General features: G+C 44.8%; 18 protein-coding genes and 1 other RNA gene. 14 read left to right on the top strand and 5 right to left on the bottom strand.

The features are described 5' to 3' along the window. Positions 1-227: 227 nt before the first annotated feature. Together rpmA and rplU are read right to left on the bottom strand one after the other, a co-directional pair. On the bottom strand, positions 228-506 hold the full coding sequence (rpmA, locus tag F0L74_RS15305; protein ID WP_149838713.1) for a 50S ribosomal protein L27: 279 nt from the start codon (positions 504-506) through the stop codon (positions 228-230). 27 nt (positions 507-533) lie between these two features. Then, complete coding sequence (gene rplU / locus F0L74_RS15300; protein ID WP_149838712.1) at positions 534-836, bottom strand: 50S ribosomal protein L21; 303 nt, start codon at positions 834-836, stop codon at positions 534-536. A 338-nt stretch (positions 837-1,174) separates the two neighbouring features. Between rplU and F0L74_RS15295 the strand changes: the two genes are divergently transcribed. The 6 genes from F0L74_RS15295 to F0L74_RS15270 all read left to right on the top strand — a co-directional run bounded on the left by F0L74_RS15295 (position 1,175) and on the right by F0L74_RS15270 (position 8,508). Next, complete coding sequence (locus F0L74_RS15295) at positions 1,175-2,668, top strand: GH3 auxin-responsive promoter family protein (RefSeq protein WP_149838711.1); 1,494 nt, start codon at positions 1,175-1,177, stop codon at positions 2,666-2,668. Positions 2,669-2,737: 69 nt separating this feature from the next. After that, the gene (locus F0L74_RS15290; protein ID WP_149838710.1) at positions 2,738-3,904 is read left to right on the top strand and encodes a 1-deoxy-D-xylulose-5-phosphate reductoisomerase; all 1,167 of its coding nucleotides are present in this window, start codon (positions 2,738-2,740) and stop codon (positions 3,902-3,904) included. 51 nt (positions 3,905-3,955) lie between these two features. Further along, positions 3,956-5,305 (top strand): RIP metalloprotease RseP, encoded by a 1,350-nt coding sequence (gene rseP, locus F0L74_RS15285; RefSeq protein WP_149838709.1) that lies wholly within the window; start codon positions 3,956-3,958, stop codon positions 5,303-5,305. Positions 5,306-5,438: 133 nt separating this feature from the next. Then, positions 5,439-5,810: a transfer-messenger RNA gene (gene ssrA, locus F0L74_RS15280) on the top strand. Positions 5,811-5,971: 161 nt separating this feature from the next. Further along, on the top strand, positions 5,972-6,301 hold the full coding sequence (locus F0L74_RS15275) for a nucleotide pyrophosphohydrolase (protein WP_149838708.1): 330 nt from the start codon (positions 5,972-5,974) through the stop codon (positions 6,299-6,301). Then, the gene (locus F0L74_RS15270; protein ID WP_149838707.1) at positions 6,298-8,508 is read left to right on the top strand and encodes a DNA/RNA helicase domain-containing protein; all 2,211 of its coding nucleotides are present in this window, start codon (positions 6,298-6,300) and stop codon (positions 8,506-8,508) included. The genes F0L74_RS15275 and F0L74_RS15270 overlap by 4 nt, the downstream gene beginning before the upstream one ends. Positions 8,509-8,514: 6 nt before the next feature. Here the strand turns inward: F0L74_RS15270 and F0L74_RS15265 are convergent, their stop codons facing one another. Further along, positions 8,515-9,144: a TetR/AcrR family transcriptional regulator gene (locus F0L74_RS15265; RefSeq protein ID WP_149838706.1), complete on the bottom strand. Its 630-nt coding sequence runs from the start codon at positions 9,142-9,144 to the stop codon at positions 8,515-8,517. Positions 9,145-9,499: 355 nt separating this feature from the next. Here F0L74_RS15265 and F0L74_RS15260 point away from each other — a divergent pair, with 355 nt between their 5' ends. Beyond that, the gene (locus F0L74_RS15260) at positions 9,500-9,703 is read left to right on the top strand and encodes a hypothetical protein (protein WP_149838705.1); all 204 of its coding nucleotides are present in this window, start codon (positions 9,500-9,502) and stop codon (positions 9,701-9,703) included. Positions 9,704-9,712: 9 nt separating this feature from the next. Here F0L74_RS15260 and F0L74_RS15255 read toward each other — a convergent pair whose 3' ends face one another. Both F0L74_RS15255 and F0L74_RS15250 read right to left on the bottom strand, forming a co-directional pair. Then, on the bottom strand, positions 9,713-10,471 hold the full coding sequence (locus F0L74_RS15255) for a hypothetical protein (RefSeq protein WP_149838704.1): 759 nt from the start codon (positions 10,469-10,471) through the stop codon (positions 9,713-9,715). 12 nt (positions 10,472-10,483) lie between these two features. Further along, positions 10,484-11,299: an alpha/beta hydrolase gene (locus F0L74_RS15250; protein WP_149838703.1), complete on the bottom strand. Its 816-nt coding sequence runs from the start codon at positions 11,297-11,299 to the stop codon at positions 10,484-10,486. A 72-nt stretch (positions 11,300-11,371) separates the two neighbouring features. Between F0L74_RS15250 and F0L74_RS15245 the strand changes: the two genes are divergently transcribed. The 7 genes from F0L74_RS15245 to F0L74_RS15215 all read left to right on the top strand — a co-directional run bounded on the left by F0L74_RS15245 (position 11,372) and on the right by F0L74_RS15215 (position 19,104). Then, on the top strand, positions 11,372-11,944 hold the full coding sequence (locus tag F0L74_RS15245) for a Crp/Fnr family transcriptional regulator (RefSeq protein ID WP_149838702.1): 573 nt from the start codon (positions 11,372-11,374) through the stop codon (positions 11,942-11,944). A gap of 52 nt (positions 11,945-11,996) precedes the next feature. Continuing rightward, the gene (locus F0L74_RS15240) at positions 11,997-12,467 is read left to right on the top strand and encodes an SRPBCC family protein (RefSeq protein WP_149838701.1); all 471 of its coding nucleotides are present in this window, start codon (positions 11,997-11,999) and stop codon (positions 12,465-12,467) included. Positions 12,468-12,482: 15 nt separating this feature from the next. Beyond that, positions 12,483-13,013, top strand: a complete 531-nt coding sequence (locus tag F0L74_RS15235) for a protein kinase family protein (protein WP_149838700.1) — start codon at positions 12,483-12,485, stop codon at positions 13,011-13,013. 63 nt (positions 13,014-13,076) lie between these two features. Continuing rightward, complete coding sequence (locus F0L74_RS15230; RefSeq protein WP_149838699.1) at positions 13,077-13,688, top strand: RNA polymerase sigma factor; 612 nt, start codon at positions 13,077-13,079, stop codon at positions 13,686-13,688. 214 nt (positions 13,689-13,902) lie between these two features. Beyond that, positions 13,903-14,856, top strand: coding sequence for a FecR family protein (locus F0L74_RS15225; protein ID WP_149838698.1), 954 nt, complete (start codon positions 13,903-13,905; stop codon positions 14,854-14,856). Positions 14,857-15,064: 208 nt separating this feature from the next. Then, positions 15,065-18,304 carry a TonB-dependent receptor gene (locus F0L74_RS15220; protein WP_188316016.1) on the top strand — a complete coding sequence of 1,080 codons (3,240 nt, stop codon included), beginning with the start codon at positions 15,065-15,067 and terminating at the stop codon, positions 18,302-18,304. Positions 18,305-18,315: 11 nt separating this feature from the next. Then, positions 18,316-19,104, top strand: coding sequence for a hypothetical protein (locus tag F0L74_RS15215; protein ID WP_149838696.1), 789 nt, complete (start codon positions 18,316-18,318; stop codon positions 19,102-19,104). Positions 19,105-19,133: the final 29 nt, after the last annotated feature.

Here is a 19,133-nt window from a genome sequence, read left to right as displayed (position 1 = left end):
TAGCAGCAGCTTTCTTTTTAGGAGCAGCTTTCTTAGCAGCAGCTTTCTTTTTAGGAGCAGCTTTCTTAGCAGCAGCTTTCTTTTTAGGAGCAGCTTACTTAGCAGCAGCTTTCTTTTTAGGCGCTGCCTTTTTAGCAGCTTTTTTAATTGTTGCCATTGTTTTTTGAATTTGGGTTAGTAAATGAAAAATTGGGTATTAAAAAAAACTTTATGGCAAACACCGCACGTTAGGCCTCTGCCTGTGCGGTGGCGTCAAATGCTTTAACGGAAACGTAGGTCCTGTTCTCACGTCCTTTGCGGAACTCAACTACACCGTCGGTAGTAGCAAAGATGGTGAAATCTCTACCTACACCTACATTCACACCAGGATGGTACACCGTACCTCTCTGACGTATAATAATATTACCAGCTACAGCAGCTTGTCCACCGAAAATCTTAACGCCCAGTCTTTTGCTCTGGGAGTCACGGCCGTTCTTTACGCTACCTTCACCTTTTTTATGTGCCATTCTATATAGAGTTTAAAACTTTAAAAATTAAGCAATGTCGGAGATCTTGATCTTTGTAAAATGTGTACGGTGGCCGACTTTCTTTCTGAAGCCTTTTCTGCGCTTCATTTTGAAAGCGATCACTTTATCACCCTGTACGTGACCCAGGATCTCTGCTTTAACTACTGATTTTACATCAGTGCCAACTGTCAGCTTACCAGCATTGTCTATTAACAGTACTTCGGGGAACTCGACTTTATCGCCAATTTTACCCTCTAACTGCTGTACAAATATTTCCTGGTCTTTTTGTACTTTGAATTGCTGACCTGCGATTATTACAACTGCAAACATAATTACCCAAAATAATTTCCTGCAAAAGTACCACTTGTTTTTTAATTGGCAAAGTTTTCTACTTTTTTTTAGTATTTCTAAAGTAAAAACAAAAAGCCACGTATAACATTATGACCCTAATAGCGTAAGGGCTTATTTTTTTCAAAGATACGTTTTTTTATATATAGCGCTTTTATGCCAGCCAGCAGCGGATCCTGTGCCGGCGGAGCCTTTTTCAACATGCCATGTGCCCACGCCTGTACGCTATGGTCCGTTTGTGAAAAACCGTTAACTTGCCGTGCAAAGCATCACAATTTTTATACTTTTGTCATTTCAACTATTCTTAAACTACACACGGCATGAAGTTTAAATCACTGCTGGCCAAACCATTTGCTTCCATTGTGAGCAGCAAGATCAGGAAGGAAATGCAAAGGGCGGTAGAAGACCAGGATGCCATCCTGGAGGATTTGATAAAAACAGGCAGGAAGACGGATTTTGGTAAAGAGCACAATTTTGATGCTATCCATACATATAATGACTTTAAGGCGGCTGTTCCCATACGGGACTATGAACAGTTTAAACCCTATATTAATAAGATAAAGGAAGGCCGTCATCATGTGCTCTGGAAAGGACAACCTATATATCTGGCTAAAACATCCGGCACCACCAGTGGTATTAAATATATACCCATTACCAAGGAATCTGTTTCCAATCATATAGATACCGCCCGTAATGCCCTGCTGCATTATATGGCGGAAACCGGTAATACAGCCTTTGCGGACGGTAAGATGATCTTCCTTTCCGGCTCTCCGGAGCTGGAGCGTGTAGGCGGCATCCCCACCGGGCGCCTCAGCGGCATTGTAAACCACCACGTGCCCCGTTACCTGCGCACCAACCAGCTGCCCAGCTATGAGACCAACTGTATTGAAGACTGGGAGACCAAGCTGGATAGGATCGTGGAGGAGACCATTAACCAGGATATGACCCTGATCAGCGGTATTCCGCCGTGGGTACAGATGTACTTTGACCGGCTCATTGCCCGTAGCGGCAAGCCGGTAGGAGAGCTGTTCAAGAACCTGGACCTCCTGGTATATGGCGGCGTAAACTTTGAACCGTACCGGGCTAAGCTGATGGAATCCATCGGCCGGCCCATCCATACTATAGAGACATTTCCCGCATCAGAGGGTTTTATTGCCTTCCAGGATGTACAGGGGCAGGAGGGATTGCTGTTAAATGCCAATTCCGGGATTTTCTTTGAATTTATCCCCGCACAGGAGATCTTTTCCGAAAATCCCACCCGTTTATCCCTCAAAGATGTAGAGCTGGGGGTGAACTATGCCCTTATTATTAATAGCAATGCCGGCTTGTGGGGCTATAATATTGGCGATACGGTGAAATTTGTGTCCCTGAACCCCTTCCGGATAGTGGTAACGGGCCGTGTCAAACACTTTATTTCCGCCTTTGGCGAGCACGTGATAGGGGAGGAAGTGGAGCATAGCCTTATGAAGGCGGCTTCCGAAGAGCAGGTGCGTATTACTGAGTTTACGGTAGCTCCCAGGGTACAGGCCGATGGTGAACTGCCTTATCATGAATGGTTTATCGAGTTTGAGACCATGCCGGCTGATTTAGCTACCTTTGCCAACAAGGTGGACCAAAATCTGCGGCAAAAGAATATATATTACGATGACCTGTTAACTGGAAATATTTTGCAACCCCTGAAAATCAGGCCAATACGCCGGCAAGGGTTTATAGATTTTATGAAATCCATCGGAAAATTAGGCGGACAGAACAAAGTACCCCGTTTAAGCAACGACAGAACGCTGGCTGAGCAACTGATGCAATACCTTCAATGATAATGGATTGCAAATATTTTAACATTTTGGACGCAATCTGAAATCAGTGATAATCGATATTATTGTAAAATGACTAAAAAGAACATTGCCATTCTAGGCTCTACCGGTTCCATTGGTATACAGGCGCTGGATGTAATAGCCGCCCACCCCGATAAATTCCGGGTAGAGGTGCTCACCGCCCGGCAAAATGCGGACCTGCTGATAGAGCAGGCCCTGAAATTCCGGCCCAATGCAGTGGTAATAGCCGACGAAAGTCAATACCAGGCTGTAAAGGACGTACTGTTTGACAAAGGCATCAAAGTATTTGCCGGCGCCCGTTCCATGGTAGAAGTAGCCGCCTGGGACAATATTGATATGGTGCTGGCCGCCATTATGGGCTTTGCCGGTCTGGCGCCCACCCTCTCCGCCATAGAGCACGGTACCCCGGTAGCCCTGGCCAATAAGGAAACGCTGGTAGTAGCAGGTGATATTGTAATGGCCACCGCCCGGCGTAAGAATGTGCCGGTGATCCCGGTGGACTCTGAGCATGCCGCCATTTTCCAATGCCTGCAGGGAGAAGCGCCCAACAGCGTGGAAAAAGTGATCTTAACGGCTTCCGGCGGTCCGTTCCTGGGTAAAAAGCCCAATTTCCTGATCAATGTAAAGAAAGATCACGCCCTGCAGCACCCTAACTGGAGCATGGGCGCCAAAATAACTATTGATTCCGCCACCCTGATGAATAAAGGGTTGGAAATGATAGAGGCCCGCTGGCTGTTTGGCCTGGAACCGGACCAGATTGAGGTGGTGATCCATCCCCAGTCTATCATTCACTCCCTGGTGCAATTTGTAGATGGCTCCCTGAAGGCCCAGATGGGCCTGCCGGATATGAAGCTGCCCATCCAGTATGCAATGGGATACCCGGAACGGCTGGCCAACGATTTTCCAAGGTTTTCCTTTAAGAATTTTCCTTCCCTCACTTTTGAGCAGCCGGATACCAAAACTTTCCGTAACCTTGCCATTGCTATTGAAGCGCTCAGAAAAGGCGGTAATGCCGCCTGCATCATGAACGCAGCCAACGAAGAGGTAGTACATGCTTTTCTGAAGAACCGGATCGGTTTCCTGCAGATGACAGAAGTAATTGAGGAAACCATGGTAAAGGTGCAGCACATCGAAACGCCCACCCTGCATGACTATTACGAAAGCGATACAGCAGCCCGCGAGCACGCCGCAGCGCTGATCAACGCAATCGTGATCTGATGGCCGCGCTGATAGAAAAAATACCTTATTTTAAGCGGAGATTTTAAATACATGACAACACAAGAAATATTTGTGAAAGCCGGGCAGCTGATCCTGTCACTGTCTATCCTGGTGGTACTGCATGAGTTAGGGCATTTTATCCCGGCCAAGCTATTCAAGACCAAAGTAGAGAAGTTCTACTTGTTCTTTGACCCCTGGTTTTCTTTATTCAAATTCAAGAAAGGAGAAACGGAATACGGCGTAGGCTGGTTGCCCCTGGGTGGCTATGTTAAGATATCCGGTATGATAGATGAGAGCATGGACCGCGATCAGATGATGCGGCCCCCCGAGCCCTGGGAGTTCCGCTCCAAACCGGCCTGGCAGCGCCTCATTATCATGATAGGCGGGGTAACCGTTAACCTGATCCTGGGTTTCCTGATATACGCTATGATGCTCTGGTATTGGGGAGAAACCTATCTGCCCACCCAGAACGTGAAATATGGTATCGCTACTGATTCCCTGGCACAGAGTATAGGCCTGCGCGATGGTGATATGATATTATCCGTAGATCATCAGAAAGTAGAGAACTTCCAGGCTATTCCGGCGGAGATCATCCTGAAGGAAGCTAAAAGCATACAGGTATCCCGCGATGGACAAGAGCTGAATGTAGCCATCCCTCCGGGTTTTATCCGCCAGATGATCAAGCAGAAATCACCGTTTGCCGTGCCACGCGTGCCTTACTACGCGGGGTATTTTGCCAAAGAATCTGTTGCAGAAAAAGCAGGCGTGCGTAAAGGGGATAAACTGATCACCCTGAACGGTCAGCCCGGCACTTACGTGAGCGATTTCAAGAAGATGATAGCGCCCTATAAGAGCCAAACGGTAAAGCTGGGCGTATTGCGCGGCAACGATACCGTAGTGCTGAACGTACCGCTAAAAGAAGACGGTATAATGGGCGTTTATGTAGAGCCGGACCTGTCCAAGTTCTTCCAGCTGAACACCAGAAAATACAGCTTCTTTGAAGCCATACCGGCAGGTTTCAATAAATGTATCAATACCCTGGTAAAATATGTGCAGCAGCTGCGTCTCATCTTTGTTTCCAAAGAAGTAAAGGCCAGCGAGTCACTAGGCGGTTTCCTCACCATTGGTAACTTGTTCCCCGGCGAATGGGACTGGATGTCCTTCTGGGAAATGACGGCCCTGCTGTCCATCATCCTGGCGTTTATGAACATCTTACCGATCCCGGCGCTGGATGGCGGCCATGTGCTGTTCCTGTTGTACGAGATCATCAGCGGCCGCAAGCCCAGCGAGAAGTTCCTGGAATATGCCCAGATCGTAGGTATGGTGCTGTTGTTTGCGCTGTTGCTGTATGCGAATGGCCTGGATGTATGGAGGAATATTATCAGCAAATGGTTTTCATAACCGATAAGTTATAAGATAGTGAAGGGTGTATCGTAATGGTACACCCTTTTTTATGCCGGCGGCCTGCTACAACGATTGACCACCGTAATTTATAACTAAAAAAGTCGTATATTTGCTGTCTGCAATACAAACTGGGGCTGCCTGGTTTTGACAGCATAGGTCTTTGAAAGTGTAAGCATGCCGTGCGTTGTATAATTAGCACGTAAATCTGAATATACAAACTTTAATTGGCGAATCTAACTACGCCATGGCTGCCTAATTAAATTAGGTACCCATTATAGCCGCCGCAAGTCTGCGCCTGCTAAGACTGCCGCCGCCGAATCAACAAACTAGGAGGATAGGTACTCATGGTTTCTGTGAGTGAGTGCCGAAACAACAACGGATAAGGACAAGGTTGGTTAGTTACGTCCCTGCCAAGTTCCGACACATCAATGCGTAAATAAGCATGTAGAAAGCTTTTGGAGGATATGTTTGGACGCGGGTTCGATTCCCGCCAGCTCCACTGAGGGGAGTGATCGAAAGATCACTCCCCTTTTTTGTTTGTAGGTAGTTAGCATTCAAGCACATAAATATGCATCATTGTGTTCGATAACTTTAGTATAACCCTGAGACACACACAATCCTTTATTGTAAATAGTTTCTTAAATTGCCATTTAAAGGTATTTTATGGGTGAGTGGCAAATACTAATAAATAAGATCAGAGAGTTCAATATAGAACGTGACTGGAGTCAATTCCACAATGCTAAGGATTTGGCTTTAGCATTAAGTATTGAGGCTGCGGAACTAAATGAATTATTTCTATGGAAAAAGCCAGAAGAAGCTGACCCGGAAAAAGTGAAAGAAGAATTGGCTGATATTTTCACTTACGCCCTGCAATTGGCAGATAAGTATGGGTTTGATGTCAATGACATTGTAACTAATAAAATACAGAAGAACGCTTTAAAATATCCCGTTGAAAAAGCGAAAGGCAGTGCTAAGAAATATAACGACCTATGAATTTTGCCCAAGAGTACAATATTGAGAAGCAAGTTTTTAATTCTGAAGGAATTGAACAACTTTACGATTATTATTTTGCTCAGGAATTCTGGCCGGTTGTTTACTTGTTAAAGGAAAAGAATAAAAAGAAACTCAATGCATATGTTGGTGAAACCATCGACATAATTACCCGGCTAACTACTCACCTGAACCATCCTGAAAAAAGCAAACTGAATGAAGTCTATTTGCTTTCAGGCAAGAAGTTTAATAAATCGGCTGCACTTGACATTGAAGCAAACTGCATTAAATATTTGTCCGGTGACGGCATGTACAACTTGTTAAATGCTAATCTTGGGTTAGCCGACCATAGCTATTATCAAAAGGAGGAATTATACTATGAAATTTTCCGGTCCATCTGGGACAAATTTCTCGAATTAAAGATAGTAAAACACACGCTGCGGCAAATTGATAATTCTGATCTATTTAAGTATTCTCCCTACAAAGCATTAAGTACTGAGCAAACGAAAAGTCTGATATTGATCCTTGAGTCTTTATTGGATGACCGATATAAGAATATTGTTATAGAGGGTGGTGCTGGTTCAGGGAAAACTGTTCTGGCCGTTTTTTTATTTAAGCTATTACATACAGCCGAAGAGGATTTTAATTTCAGTGCTTTTGGTCCGGAAGATCAACGGATAGTAGATCTGGTGCATCAGTTAAAACAGAAACTGCCTAACCCGAAAATGGCGTTAATTATTCCTGTAGACTCCTTTAGATCAACTGTAAAAAAAATATTCAGACATGTGGAAGGATTAAGCGCGGACATGGTGGTCGGGCCAGCTGATCTTGGTAAGAACCGTTACGATATTGTCCTGGTTGATGAGGCACACCGGCTCCGGAGAAGAGTTAATTTGGGTAACTACTTTGGTGACTTTGATAGGGTCAGCGCCGATTTGAATATAGATAAGGAGACAGGGGATGAGCTCGACTGGGTTATTAAGCAGTCTGATAAGAGCATTTTCTTTTATGATGAATTTCAATCAATCAGACCTTCAGATGTGTTGCAGGAAAAGTTTGACAGTCTTAAAAATGCCCCAAAAACCAAAACAGAATACCTTAATTCACAGTTTCGCGTAAAGGGCGGATTAAAGTATGTAAACTTCATTGACCGTCTGCTGAAGGGGGATCTTATTAACACAAAAGAAAAAATTAAACTAAGAAAATATGACTTCCTGCTTTTTAATGATCTGGAGCAGATGATAAACCATATTAAAGAAAAAGACCGCGTGGAACAGCTGGCAAGAGTAGTGGCAGGATTTGCATGGCCTTGGCTCTCTAAAAAGAATAAGAATGCCATTGATATTAGAATGGGCACGCTCGAGTTGAGATGGAATAGTGCTGCTGCAAAAGACTGGATCAATTCAAAAAATGCTATTAACGAGATAGGTTGTATTCATAAAATACAGGGATACGACCTGAATTATACTGGTATTATTTTCGGTAATGAGATTGGCTATGAAAAGGGAAAAATCATAATTAGAAAGGATAATTATTATGATAGAAATGGCAAAAATAGTATTAAAGATCTAGCACAATTGAAGGATTTCATTATTAATATTTACAAAACGATGATGCTACGTGGTATCAAAGGCACCTACATTTATGTATGTGATGAGGGACTTCGGGAATATTTCGCACGTTACATTCCTTCTTATAACGAGCCTATTGCGAACGCTGCCAGGATAGAAGCGCCAACTGTACCATCTATCAGAAGTGTGCCGCTGTATGACTTCACTGCCGCGGCCGGAAGTTTTAGCGAGCAGCAGATCAGTGGTAGTGTCGAACAGTTTCCTATCGGGAATGGGTTAAGAATATCAGCAGATCATTTCGCCTGCAAAGTGGTAGGAGAGTCAATGAATAAATTAATTCCCAATGGGGCTATCTGCTTATTTCGAAAATATAGCGGCGGTAGCAGAAACGGGAAGGTTGTATTGGTATCCCACACCAGTATCCAGGATGCCGATTTCGGCTCAAATTATACGGTCAAAAAGTACTTCAGCATAAAAAAAGATAATGCCGATGATACCTGGGAGCATGAGCGTATTATTCTTAAACCCTTGTCCTCTGACCCATCGTATACAGATATTATACTTGAAGGTGATGAACTTTCCAGGCTGGAAGTTGCCGGCGTTTTTGAATGTGTTTTATTCAGTCCGGCACTCAGTTGATCGGTATTATAACCCCCCATACGTCCGCTCAACCAAAAACGACAGTGCTTTCTTTACCTCATCTCTACCCTCCTCACTTTTCATATCCAAACCACAAAAAACACTCCCATTCACAGCCGCATACAAATTCAAATAATAAATACCCGATACCAGAATAGCCATCACCGCACGGAATTGTTTATCATTATCCCCAAAATGCGGGTCCATAATATTTCTAAACAGCGCCTCACCATTCTTTTCCTGAACGTCCGTTAACTTTTTCAACGATTTTCTCTTTTCAGATAAACGCCATAGCAATATCTTTTGCAATTCTTTGTTTTTGAAAACATAGTCAAATTGAGACAACAACATGTTTTCAGAAAAAGCCTTCCCACCATCTTTAATACCAGCCGGAATTTTATCTTCTTTTATATTGCTCCAGAAATCCTGGCTGCGGATATATTCATCAATAAGCTGGTCTGTACCGCCAAAGTAAGAGTAGATCATTTTTTTGTCAAGTCCGGCCGTTGTGGCTATATCATTTACCCTTAACCCCTGGTATCCTTTGGTTTTAAGGATCTTCCCTACAGCACTCAGGAACTTTTTTTTGCTTCTTTCCTTATTCCGGATAGCGCCTGCTACTGGTTTCCTTTCCATAATTACAGATTTTAGGTATGATCTCACAAAAATAAATAATATTTAATTCACTAATTAGTGTCTTATTTTTATATTTGTCTTGAATCTGACCTATGAAAAGCAGACGTTTCAGTACAAATCCCCTACATTATGTATATGCGCTGGTATGGTTAACAGTATTTACCATATTTGCCATTTACATCTTCTCCGGCAAAATGTTTCTGCCCGATACACATGGGAACATCAGCATTGTAGCCATACTTATAGGCTGGGTAGCCCAATATTTAACCCAGGTAGGAACAGGGATACTGGTTGTGTTTATTGGATTGTTTGTAGCGTTCAGAGTAGCCACCCAAAAAACTAAAAATCAATTAATATGATGGTAAATTGGATTATGCTGGGGTTCACTGGCTTATACCTGCTGGGTACATTCCTGTATTATAAATACACAGTAAGAAAAGGGATCGTTTTTCGTTACAAACCCATTGCACTTTTGATCGTAGGGGTATTATTCCTGCTTGCGCTGTATGGCCTTATTGTAGGTAAGCCCTATAGTGAGATACTGCCGTTTATTGGATAAGGGGGGGCCTTAATTCTTCGATTTCCCTGTTATCAGGTACAAGCCTGTTTCCTTCTTGTCAAAGTATTTGTCGTGAATGTAAAGTAACACGGTTTCTCTATCTGTGTACTGGGGTGGTAGACGGTACAGTTCCATTTGGTAGTTAGTGATGTTGGCGGTATTTATCCTGAAATGGATGGCATTTTTCTGCATCAGCAGTTTAAAATAAGCCATCCCTTTCCAGGTATGGGAAGATGCGCCGTTTAAAGAACCTATGCCTTTAAATGGGTTAAGGGAGCTCCAGTTGAATTTTTCCTTGAAAAAGAATTCCAGGTAGAATTGGGTCTTTAGGTCATCCCATTTGTAAGTGTTACTGATGTCACTTTTTAATACCACGCCGGGCGCTTTTAGCATACTGCTGTCCGGCTTTACTGCTATGGTGTTCCCGTTCAGGTCAATATTCAGCCATTCTTCAAAAGGGTAAGGCAGGTGGCCGTCTTTGCGGTCTAGTCTTTCTGTGGTTTCAACCCAGAGATTATGTTGAAGGGTATCATAATAGATATAACCTGGAGATCCGCTGTCGTCCTTCCCGGTATCTGCAAACCTTAGTCCGGATTGATAATACAGTTCTTTCCCGGTTAATTTTTTGATAGTATAGCTTTCATGATCTTTAAGTTCGGAGATGGTCTGATAGCTCCTGTATACTGATTTATAGCCGATGTATCGCGAAAAGTAAATTCCCATAATGATCAGGAAGATTGTAGCCAGGATGATAAAGTATATTTTCATTTGCTCTACCTGTTATTTCAGCTTCCAAAAATCCGCATTTAGCTGCTTCAGCATCAACAGAAATCCCGGTCCGGGCATATCCCCATGGGAAAACCCGTCAAACTCGTACAAATGTGTCTTCTTATGGCCTGCCAGTTTCATCATGCGTGCCAGGTAAGCGTTTTCTTCATAGCGGCCAAACAGCTCCTGTTCACGGTCGGCGGTATACAGGTATAGCGGCGGCGCATCTGCACGTACATTGTATAAAGGGGAGTATTTATCGATAATAGCCTGCGTTTCGGGTATACCTCTTTCTTTCCGCACGGTAAAGTGGGTGATAGCCTGTCCACTGAAGGGGAAGAGCGCTGCAATGCGATTGGCATCAATATTATATTTGGCCAGCCATTCCTTATCAAGGCCTACCAGCTCTGCCAGGTAACCACCGGCGGAATGGCCGGATACTACTATCCTGGCAGGGTCGCCTCCGTAGTCTTTTGCGTGGTTAAATACCCAGGCTACCGCCGCTGCGGCATCTTCTATATAAGCAGGGCAGGAGACCTTAGGGCTTAGCCGGTAGTTGGCAGCAATAATGATCATATGCTGTTTTTTTAGCTCATCAGGTATTTGTTTACTGCCACCCGTTAAGCCGCCGCCATGAAACCATATGATCACCGGAACGTTCGCATGCCTGGCAGGATAGTAAATATCCAGCCGGCAGCGTTCTTTCATATAATCGGTAAGCTCGCCGGTACGGTACTGGATATCTTTTTGCTCCAGGTAGGTAGTTGTATCCTGCGCCATAACGGGCAGGGCAAAACACAAGAGTAACAGGTAGCAGATATATTTCATAAAAACACGGGTTTGAGTGGGCGGATAAAAATAATGCTTTAATGCTTTAATATTTCGATATATTTTTAATAAATGACAGAGCTGGAGCAATACATTCATTCCTATTTTGGGGTGAGCAAAGAAGAAGTGTCCAGGATCAGTGACTGCTTTCACCTGGAGACGCTGGAAAAAGGAGATTATTTTCTGAGGACAGAAAAGATCTGCAACAAATTAAGTTTCCATAAATCAGGATTGATCAGGGTCTATGCGCTGGAAGACGGAAAAGAGATCACGCAGTGGATCTCATCCAAAGGCTATTTTCTCACTGATCTGAGTGGACTGATCTTTAATAAGCCAACACGCTATAATATACAGGCATTAAGCGACTGTGAGATCTATACAATAACAAAGCAGGATTACCAGAACATTGCCAATGTGATCCCCCGTTGGCATGAACTTGAAAAGTTGTTTATTGCCCGCTGTTTTATTTTCCTCGAAGAGCGGATCTTTGCCCTGTTATCAATGACAGCGGAAGAGCGGTACCAGTTGTTGTTTAACCAGCAGCCGGAGCTTTTTAACCAGGTGCCGTTACAATACCTGGCGTCAATGCTGGGGATCACACCGGAAACCCTGAGCCGCATCAGAAAGAAAATAGGAAAGACGTAAATTCTTGATATTTGTCAAGAGAAGAAAATAAATTGTTTGAGATGTTTGCAACATGAATTTACAACAAACAAATAACGCTATCATGTTGCCAACAAATGAAAATGCCGCCGTTTACTGCCAAGGAACCATCAATATAAAAGCTTCGTCTGAAACGGTTTGGAATATGCTTACAGATATTAATAACTGGAGTAAATGGATGTCCTCCGTCAGCAGATCGAAAATAAACGGCGCATTAATGCCCGATACCAGTTTCGATTGGAAAGCGGGAGGCAGTAAGATCCATTCCATCCTTCATACGGTGATGCCTTTTTCAAACCTGGGCTGGACGGGGAAAGTGTATGGTATTTATGCCGTTCACAACTGGAACTTTAAGGAAGTGGACGGTATTACTACTGTTACTGTGAGTGAAAGCATGGAGGGCTGGCTGACAAAAGTTTTCAAAAGATCGCTCAACAAGGTCGTTGACAAAGATATGCAGCAATCGCTTGAGGAACTGAAGGCAGCCTGCGAAAAAGTATCCTGATAAACCTGTAAATATATGAGTAAGAATGAATTAATAGCTGATACAATAGAAGCAATAGTGGCACAAATGTTTGCTATCCATCGCCCGCTTACACCCAATGCTTCCGAGTATTCACTTTTTTACGACCCCAGAAAGCATGAGGCCTGGTTTATTGTTATTTTTTTTGAGGATAGCAATACAACAAACGCCGCCATAAAAAATGGCGTTTGTTATAAAATGCATACTTACCTGGACAATGCATTACAAGCCAGCGGGAGAACTGCTGATATTAACTCCATGATCTTTTTTGAATCAGGCGCCCGTCCTGTTGAAAAAGTGGATATGGATAATTTATTCCAGCAACTGATCTTACAAACAGCCAGGCTAAAAAAGTCAGCTGATGAAGAGCCTGAGACCATTTGTAAGGGTTGTGGGCATGATTTTGATAACCATCAATTGATGTGTGAACCGGATACGGAACTAAGCTCCATGAAAGGGTGGATCACTTGCCCGGAAGAGGGCTGTAATTGTTTCTTTACCTGGGGCGCTAATTTTCCGCCGCAGTAATTGGGTGGGAGTCTTAACGTTTATTAACATTGAGTTAATACAAAAGCTTCTATTTTTGTCCGCATGGGACAAACCGGGGACAAAGAACTTATAAGTCTGATCCGTACATCAGACTATACAGCCTTTGAGGAGCTGCATCAGCGGTTCTGGCCGGTGCTGCGTAAACTAGCCTACAGAAAAATAGGGGACCGGCAGGAAGCCTATGATCTCGTTCAGGAAATGTTCATCGAACTATGGGAGAAACGGGAAAGACTGAATTTTGGCGACGAGCTAAATGGCTGGCTCCATAAAAGACTTTGGTTTAAATTATCTACCTATTTCCGCACAAAAGGTTTCCGTGAAAAACACCTGGAGGATTTCAGGATATATGCTGCCAATGAAGTATCAGCGGTCCAGTTTGACCCCATGGAACTGCGGGATATAGACGCCTATTACGAAGACCTGCTGGCAGCTATTAATAAAACAGTAGAAGAAATGCCAGACCGGATGCGGGAAGTTTTCCTGCTGAACAGGAACGAGCGTTATTCAGTGAACGAAATTGCAGACAAATTGAATCTCTCCCCCAAAACGGTCCGGAACCAGTTAGACAGGGCCATCGGACGCCTCCGTAAATCTACAGAAACCTATAACCCAACCGCATTAGAACTGCTGTTTATTATTTGGCTGATCTCCTGATCATCTTAATATCCCCTTCAAAGCAATAAGGCGCTTTATTTCATAGCTATAGAACATGTTGAACGCTTGTAGAAAACGACAGCAATTGAAAGGCTGTGCGGACGGGTGTAAGTTGGTAACAATTCCTTAACACAAAACTTGTGGGGTATTTGCCCTGGTACTGCTTTTTATATATAGGGCAGGGGGATATGATTTGATAGTTAATAAAAACAATATGAAAGACGAACAAGATCCAATTAACGAACTATACAGAAAGATACTGCAGGGTGCAGCCGGCACTGGTGATAAGGAAATGCTGGCCCGCTGGATGGCCCGGCTGGATGTTGGGGGAGAAGAGGTCTCTGATGAGGAGCTGGCTATAGAACAGCAGGCGTCTCAGCAAGCTTTACATGCCAGGTTCTTTCCGCCTAAAAAGCACGTACGTTTTAAGTATGTCTGGCTGGCCGCCGCTTCCATAGCGATGGTTATTTTCAGCGCTATCTTTTTCTACAATAAGCATTCGAAGGCGCCCGGGGTGCAGGATATTGTGTATGCTGAAAACAGTACCGCCAGTGGCGAGCGTAAAATTATCACGCTGGAAGATGGTTCCAGGATATCGATGAACAGCGCCAGCCATATCAGGTATACGGCTTCTTTTACGGGGAAAAGCCGCGAGGTGTATCTCGAAGGGCAGGCATACTTTGAAGTGAGCCATGATAAGGACCATCCATTCATTGTACATGCTGGTAAGCTTGCCGTAGAGGTGTTGGGAACAGCATTCGATGTAAGGAATTATCAGGATGATGCAGATGCGGCGGTAACGGTTACCACCGGAAAGATAGCTGTTAAAGCCGGCGCATCATCTGACCATTACGTGCTTACGCGCGGCCAGCAGCTCACTTATGACCGGCAAACAGGATCGGTTAGCCATGAAACCGTTGGACCGGCGGAATATGTTGCGTGGCAACAGGGAGCATTTGTATTCAGGGAAAAGGAATTGCGGGAAGTGTGCCGGCAGCTGGAGCGGATCTATGGCGTGACCATCCATATTAAAACGCCTGCATTGGAAAAGAAAACGCTGAACTTCCGGATAAAGGGAGAAAATATTTCCCATGTAATGGAAATGCTGGCTGCCAGTGGAGGTTTTCAATATAGTATAAAAGAAAGGGTCATCACTCTTTGGAAATAATAGTATTCACCTTAAACGATGAAAATATGCAATAACAAAGACCCATTCAAACAACCATAAGCCGTTCTAAAAGAAAGGAACGAAGGAATCTCACCTCCTCCGTTCCGGTAAGCTTTAGTCCGGTCCCAGTGCAGATCAATACACGAAATCCATAAATAAAGCTATGTGCAATTTTACAAAAAAAAGGGCAATTAAATTCCTGTGTCATATGTCGAGATTAATGTTCCTGTTTCTCATCATTACCCTGACCGCTTCAGGGGTTTTGGTGGCATCAGGCCTAAAGTCTCAGGACCTTAAGGAGGTCAAAATAAAGATCAACGGCAACGGCCATTCCGTCAGGGATCTGCTGGATGATATTGAAAGGCAATCCGGCTTTAGTTTTTATTTCGCTGAAGAGATTGGCGATATCAAACATATTTCCTTGTCAACAAAGACTACCAGTCTCTATGAGGTATTGGAAGCAATAGCCACTGATAAGCGGCTACGTTTTAAACAATCCGGTTGGATGATAGCCGTAACAAAGATGCCGGCATTGCCCAAGCCGCCCAAACCGGGTAAGGTGTATGGTAAGGTGCTGGATGAAAAAGGCGGCACACTACCCGGCGCTAATATAAAAGTGATCGAAACCGGCGCCGGCACGCAAACCGGTGTGGATGGTAACTATACCCTGGTCCTTGCTCCCGGCACGTATACTTTGGAGATAAGTTATGTTTCTTACCGCACCCGGCGAATTACCAGTGTTGTGGTGGCGGAAAATGGAAGCACATCGCTGAACATCAGCATGAAGCTATCCACAAATGCCTTATCAGAAGTGGTGGTAACATCCAGTTACAGCAAGGCTTCTGTGGAAGGGTTATACGCCAGGCAAAAGAATAATGCAGCTGTTTCTGACGGGATCACAGCAGAGCAGATCAGCCGCACGCCGGATAATAATACCGCACAGGTGCTCAAACGTGTCAGCGGCTTACAGATCTCGGATAATAAGTATGTGGTGGTACGGGGTTTGAGTGACCGGTATAATAACGTGCTGCTCAACGGCGCGCAATTACCCAGTAGCGAACCTAACCGCCGGAACTTTGCATTTGATATGATCCCCAGCGCCATCCTTGACCGTATTGTGGTAAATAAGACGGCCACACCGGATCTGACCGGGGAGTTTACCGGCGGGCTGGTACAGATAGAGACCAAAGATATCCCCGATTCCAATTTTTACCAGGTGACCATTGGCACCGGGTATAATACGCAGAGTACGGGTAAGGATATGTTTGGGCTTGACCGCGGAAAGAATGCCTGGATCGGGTTTGGGTCAGAGATCCATAAAAAGCCGGCCGGCATGGACTTTGGGGAATATAATGGGCTGGAGCGCAGCATTGACCGCACCGCACCTGCCACTGACCCCACACGGCAGAAAATGCATCAATTCCTGGGGAGTATGCCGGACAACTGGCTGCTCAAAAAATATGTAGCAGCGCCTATGCAGAACTATCAGCTACAGTTAGGCAGGGTGATCCCTTTTAAAAACGAAAGCCGTTTGGGAATAATTGCCGCGCTTACCTATCGCAATGAACAGACCATTGAGAACCGGGATATGGTCAGCCTGCCGTTTTTTAACTACAAAGGCACCGCAAACAATTATGCCACCACGCTGGGCGGCAGCCTGAACCTGGGCTACCGGTTTGGTAAAAATAAGATCACCCTGCAAAATACCTATAACCGGAAGTTTAGCGATGTACTGTGGAAGTACACGGGTAAAAATATTGACAATGCTGATCAGCGTGTGGACAATTACAGCAACGTTACGATCATTAACCAGCTTTTCCAGTCGCAGCTGGGTGGAGAACATGTGCTGAGCAAGAACGGGATCAAAGCAGACTGGTTTGTTTCTGCGGGCAGCGTAAACCGTGATCAGCCTTATAGCCGCCTGGTCGCCCGGGTGGGTGGGCACCCGTTGGATAATCTTCCGCCGGATTACCAGACCATTGATCTGAACGATAACCAATTGAGGAATGGCAACCTGTTCTACTCTGAGCTGACCGAAAGGGTTTACAATTGGGCGGCAAACGTGCGGGTGCCTTTTCATTTACTGCACCTCAGTCAGTCGTTGAAGGCCGGTTACCAGGGCAAATACCGGACAGCAGATTTTGGCGCTGATCTGTACCGCATGTATTCGTTTAGCGACGCGCCTGATTTTAACGGCCTGCCATATGACCAGATCCTTAACCAGCAGAATTTTGCCACTTATCTTTATTTACATCCATTGAATGCCGGCGGGCAGAATGCTGCAACTGCCCAATCGGCGGGCGGATATAATGGCGCTCAGCATTTGAATGCTTTTTATACTATGCTGGATCTGCAGCTGCTAAAGCAATTGCGTCTGATTGGCGGTATGCGCGCGGAGCACAACGATCAGCAGGTGGATGATGGCCTCGTGAAAGGGGACGATGGCACGCTGGCGCAAAAGGTGACCACTGTTAAACAGACGGATTGGTTGCCTTCTGTCAATGCCATATATGCCCTCACGGATAAAATGAATGTACGCGCCGCCTGGTATAAAACGGTGGCCCGCCCTGATTTTCGTGAACTATCCAGTTTCGCGTATTGGGATTATGATCTGTTTTCAATGGTGCAGGGTGCTTCCTTGCAAACCACTAACATAGAAAATGTGGACCTTCGTTTGGAGTATTATCCTTCACCCGGCGAAGTGATCAGCCTGTCTGGTTTCTATAAGAATTTCCATAACCCTATTGAGATGCTGATCATCCCTTCATCTGGCGGTGGTGGTACCGTTTATTATTATAAAAACCTGGAAAGCGCGCTTGACAAGGGTCTGGAAGTGGATTTCCGCAAATCCCTGAACTTCATCGCACCCTCATCCGGTTTTATGTCCCATATTTATTTGTCGGGCAATTTCACCTGGCTGGATGCGAATGTTAGCTTCTACCCGAATGATGCGGTTGACGAAAACAAAAAACCGATCTACCCCAAACGCGACCGGCCGCTTGCCGGTCAATCGCCCTACATCGTTAACGGCGGATTATTGTATGCAGGCAGCTCCTTCAACGTGAATTTGTCCTATAACCGCTATGGTAAACGTATCGTATTTGCCTCTCCGGACCGTGGGGAAGATGAGTATGAGAACTCCCGCAACCTGCTTGATCTGCAGGTGAGCTATAAATTCCTGAAGAATAAACGTGCGGAGCTGAAGCTGAACATCACTGATCTGCTGAACCAGGAGCAGATCTTTTATAAGAACCAGTTTGATGAAGGTAATCCTCTGGGATTTGATCTGCGGCTGACTTCTGTAGAGCGTTATCCCGGCGAAGGGGATGCGTTGCTGCCCGGACAAAAAGACCCTAAAGGCACCTCTTATAACAAGGATTATGACAGGGTGGTACGCCGTTACCGTTTTGGCACTACTTACAGCATGAATTTTATTTACCGTTTTTAAAGTACATGGAAATGATCAACATCAAAAAATATATCGTATTACCGGTAAGCCTTCTAGTGGTGTCCGGTTTGTTCTTCTCCTGTAATAAAGGGGAGGATATCAGGGGCGTTGGGTTTGGAAGCCTGGAGGTTAGCTCTGTTTTTTCCGGGGAGGCTTCTCCTTTGCTCGTACAAGTGGACGGTGAGACCCGGGACACCCTTAGTGTGGATAAACCTTACACCACGCAGAAGATCCTTATAAAAGAAGGGGAACATCAACTGGTGCTGTTTAATATGACCACACAAAAGGCACTCACAGATACTACAATTACGGTAGAAGCCACCAAAACGATCAGTTTGCCCAAATTTTATTATACGGGAGACGCCGCATTATTTGATGACCTCACGGCTAAACCGTCGTCGCCTGATAACATGCTGGTGCGCGTGGTTACACTGGATCCTAGTTTACCCGATGTAATGGACCTGAAAATAAGCGTATATGATTATGCGAGCGTCAATATCCCGTTGGCCGACAAAATGATAAAAGGAGTGCGGAAAGACCGGTTCAGCGGATTTATTGAACTGCCTGATCCGGCCACGCTGGCACCCCCGGATGTTGCTTTTATCTTGTATGCCATAGAAGGCTATGATCCCAATGATAACAACAAAAAGGTAATGAGTATTGAAAATGGCACCAACAGCTATTTTCTGCTAAGTAACAACCAGTATTATATTCCCAATGCGGTTGTGTCGATGGGGATTGGCGCTTACAGAGATGGCGTGCAGGAGCCTTTTGAGATCTTTGAACGGATAATTCCATAATTTCTTTTATGCAGGGCGCTCCCGTAGAT

Origin of the sequence: Chitinophaga agrisoli, from assembly GCF_008386695.1 — a bacterium.
In the GTDB taxonomy this organism is placed as follows: domain Bacteria; phylum Bacteroidota; class Bacteroidia; order Chitinophagales; family Chitinophagaceae; genus Chitinophaga; species Chitinophaga agrisoli.
The sequence above is the reverse complement of the archived record's forward strand: the minus strand, read 5'-3'. Positions and strand labels throughout refer to the sequence as shown.